This is a genomic window from Alicyclobacillus acidiphilus NBRC 100859, from assembly GCF_001544355.1.
GTDB lineage: Bacteria > Bacillota > Bacilli > Alicyclobacillales > Alicyclobacillaceae > Alicyclobacillus > Alicyclobacillus acidiphilus.
In genome coordinates, this window is record NZ_BCQI01000125.1 from 1 (window position 1) to 2,932 (window position 2,932).

Annotated in this window: 3 protein-coding genes; all 3 read right to left on the minus strand. The window is 50.5% G+C overall.

The window, feature by feature from the left end:
- Positions 1-584: 584 nt before the first annotated feature.
- The gene (locus tag AAC01S_RS18285) at positions 585-1,487 is read right to left on the minus strand and encodes a hypothetical protein (RefSeq protein ID WP_067625911.1); all 903 of its coding nucleotides are present in this window, start codon (positions 1,485-1,487) and stop codon (positions 585-587) included.
- The gene (locus AAC01S_RS18290; RefSeq protein ID WP_067625914.1) at positions 1,484-2,380 is read right to left on the minus strand and encodes an ABC transporter permease subunit; all 897 of its coding nucleotides are present in this window, start codon (positions 2,378-2,380) and stop codon (positions 1,484-1,486) included. The genes AAC01S_RS18285 and AAC01S_RS18290 overlap by 4 nt, the downstream gene beginning before the upstream one ends.
- A gap of 193 nt (positions 2,381-2,573) precedes the next feature.
- Positions 2,574-2,828, minus strand: a complete 255-nt coding sequence (locus AAC01S_RS20335) for a ThiF family adenylyltransferase (RefSeq protein ID WP_370670845.1) — start codon at positions 2,826-2,828, stop codon at positions 2,574-2,576.
- Positions 2,829-2,932: the final 104 nt, after the last annotated feature.

Sequence of the window (2,932 nt, forward strand, 5' to 3'; positions counted from 1 at the left end):
TGTTTCGGTAAAATGGCGGGTCGAAGACAAAATAGGCTGCCGACGGAGGCTTATTCGCTTCAGTTGCCCCTCAAACGCCGGGATGTTGGCCAATTAAGCGGCCTGTGTGGGCTTATTCGGTGTGAATCCGACGATTCGACACACTTAAGCCGCCTGCGGCGGCTTATTTGACACCGAAGCCCGGTCCACATCCGCCACATCCGTCACGCCAGGGACGCGCCAGACGGAACCGCCCCGTCAGAAGAGCAGCCGCTCGTTCCCAGCGCGGCGATCGTCAACACCGATCCCCGTTCCGTGTTTGGTTCAACCGTCTGCGGAACAAGAAACTGAGCGTTTAGCTTCCTTCCACACCTTGCGGCGGGGGGTGATCCGTAGGAAGTCGCTGGTCCGCCGTCGAGGCGAAACCCTTCGTCCGCCACGAGGCCGGGGAGCGCGCCGAACGTGACGTCTCCGAAATATGGATACCTACAAACTTGTCGGACGCCTGCTTGGGAAAGCCTGCTTGGGAAAGTCTACGGCTGTTCTTCCTGTGTTCTACATGCGGATGTCAAAGGGGACACCAGGGGCGACGCGACACGATGATTTCACCGACTTGGTGTTCCACGTATCCCGCGTGCTATGAAGTTTGCGCCCATGACAGTTGTGACAACTGCCAAAACCGGCGCATATAGAAAATAGGGATAACTGATACAAGCGCCGTTGTTCGTTGAATCCCCAATCAACGATATCCAGCTTACTTGCGAACTCTGAATACCTTGTATTGGGGGAAAGGATATAAAGAAAGGGATATCACTCAGCGTTTCGACGGCGTAGACGTGAAACGCAGCTAACATCGTCATCAAGGATAAAACGCGTGCGAACTCGGAAAACGCGAATTCCAATGAGAATCTCCCTACCCATGATCGCAAATGCGAAAAGATCACTCCGGTTCGGCTTCGTCCAACGATCACGGCCGATTCAACGAACTCAAATGTCATCCACTTCTCCATGGACTGTTGAAACGCGAACGCTGCACGTCCTGTTTCGAATAGCGCGATCCACCCGATATATTGCAACTCTTGGTACGGCGAGTGCATGTTTCGCTTGTCAAGAGCGAGAATGAGAATGAACAAGACGGGCAGCGATGCCATCGCTCCGCCGACGACGGTCACGATTTGAGACAACCATTTTTGTCCGCTGGATACCGAAACGATTGACAAAGCCAATGAGACGGTTAGGACGATTCCTGTAACAGCGAGCACCGGGCCGAGCGTGTTCCATGTGGAGTACAGGGATCTCGCCAGTAAATCACGTCCCCATTGGTCTGTACCGAACGGATGAAGTCGACTAGGTGGAAATGGCGCGCTCACACCAGTTGAATAGTTCGCGTATTGGCGATGGTTGGGGCTCTGATTCGTTACAATATGCGGATTGATGGACAGCACCAGCAACGCGGCCAACATCGATCCGCCAACGATGATCCAGGTTTTCTGCATCCTAATGTTCATCGGTTGCCTCCGTATACAATCACATAGATACACTCGAAAAACAGACGAAGACTTACCCAAATTCCAACTGCCAACGCTCCGATGACAAAGACCAGACCTGGTTGGTACAAGGGAAGATGAAACGGTTTCTCGAACGATTGATAGGTTCCAGTCACCATATTCCAACCGATAGCGTCTGTGAACTGATAAAGGGCTCCTTGATAATCCATGAAAAATTCTGCGAACAAGGCGCTCGACACCACGATACTTACAACCACTGGCATCTGTTTAAGAACGGTGGATCCCGCATTGGCAAATACGTGTTTGTACACGACGTGATTGCGCGAAAGTCCCTTTGCAAATGCGGTTGTCACATAGGGCTTGGTTATTTCATCTTGCAATTCCATGTGTAAAATCCGATCAACATAAAATGCCCCGGGCAGAGCAAGTGCTGCAGCAGGAATCCATGTGTCGGACCAGTTCGGAAATCCTTCCGGGAACAAGGGCAGGTTATGCCACCCCTGACCCACCATCAGGTACAACGCCACGACAACGGCAATCACCACGTGGAGTGGTTCGGGGATCGATTCCATCGCGACAGATATAATCTCAAACAGCCATGTGACTCCTGGCCGTCGAATTTCAAAGCGTACGAAAGCCGCGGCCATGCCAATGACTAAGGACATGGCAATCGCAAGGACGACGAGTCGAACTGTGGCACCGACTTCTCCCCACGTCAGTCCGTAATAATTGGACGTCAAATCCTGCCCTCGAACCGTGTCAAAAACCAAATGTCCGAGAATGGAGAAGGAACCTAGAAATGAAGGATCTTCACCAAAGCACGCAAAATACATCACAATGATAAGTCCGGCAAACCCTTGTGCCCAAATCATCCAAATGCGATTCAGTGCCATCCAGCCCCCCTCACGATTCGATTCATAGTGACCGATGGGTTCTGTTCAGCGTCAACATTGCTCCTCTAATTTCCCGCAAAGTTCGCAATCTGGGTTCCGTTAATGTCCGATCCGGAAATCACCTCGGCTATATCGTCTTCGCTGCCCATGAATGTGTAATGCTTCATTCATTGTTTAAGTGCTCGAGTCTTTCTTATGCCACATCTACTTTTCGCTTTCCTATATCTGCATAGCCGTAGAGAAACTGACGATGTAAGTTTCGTAGTGCCACTTCGTCGTCGTCGGCAATCGTAAGCGTGTTTACGCCCAACCCACATAAATTCTGAGATACAGCCCCACCTAGTCCGCCTAGACCAAGAACGCACACTTTTAATTGAGACACACTCTCTTGGAATGACGTGTTAGAGGTTTCCAAATCCGAAAATACGGAAAAGAAATCGTAGGGCACTGATGATTGTAACTTCAAAAGGGAGAGCCTCTGGCCCTAAACGATTGGCACCATACCAATATAATTTAAAATAGTAAATCAACACCTGTTCGAATATTTTATAA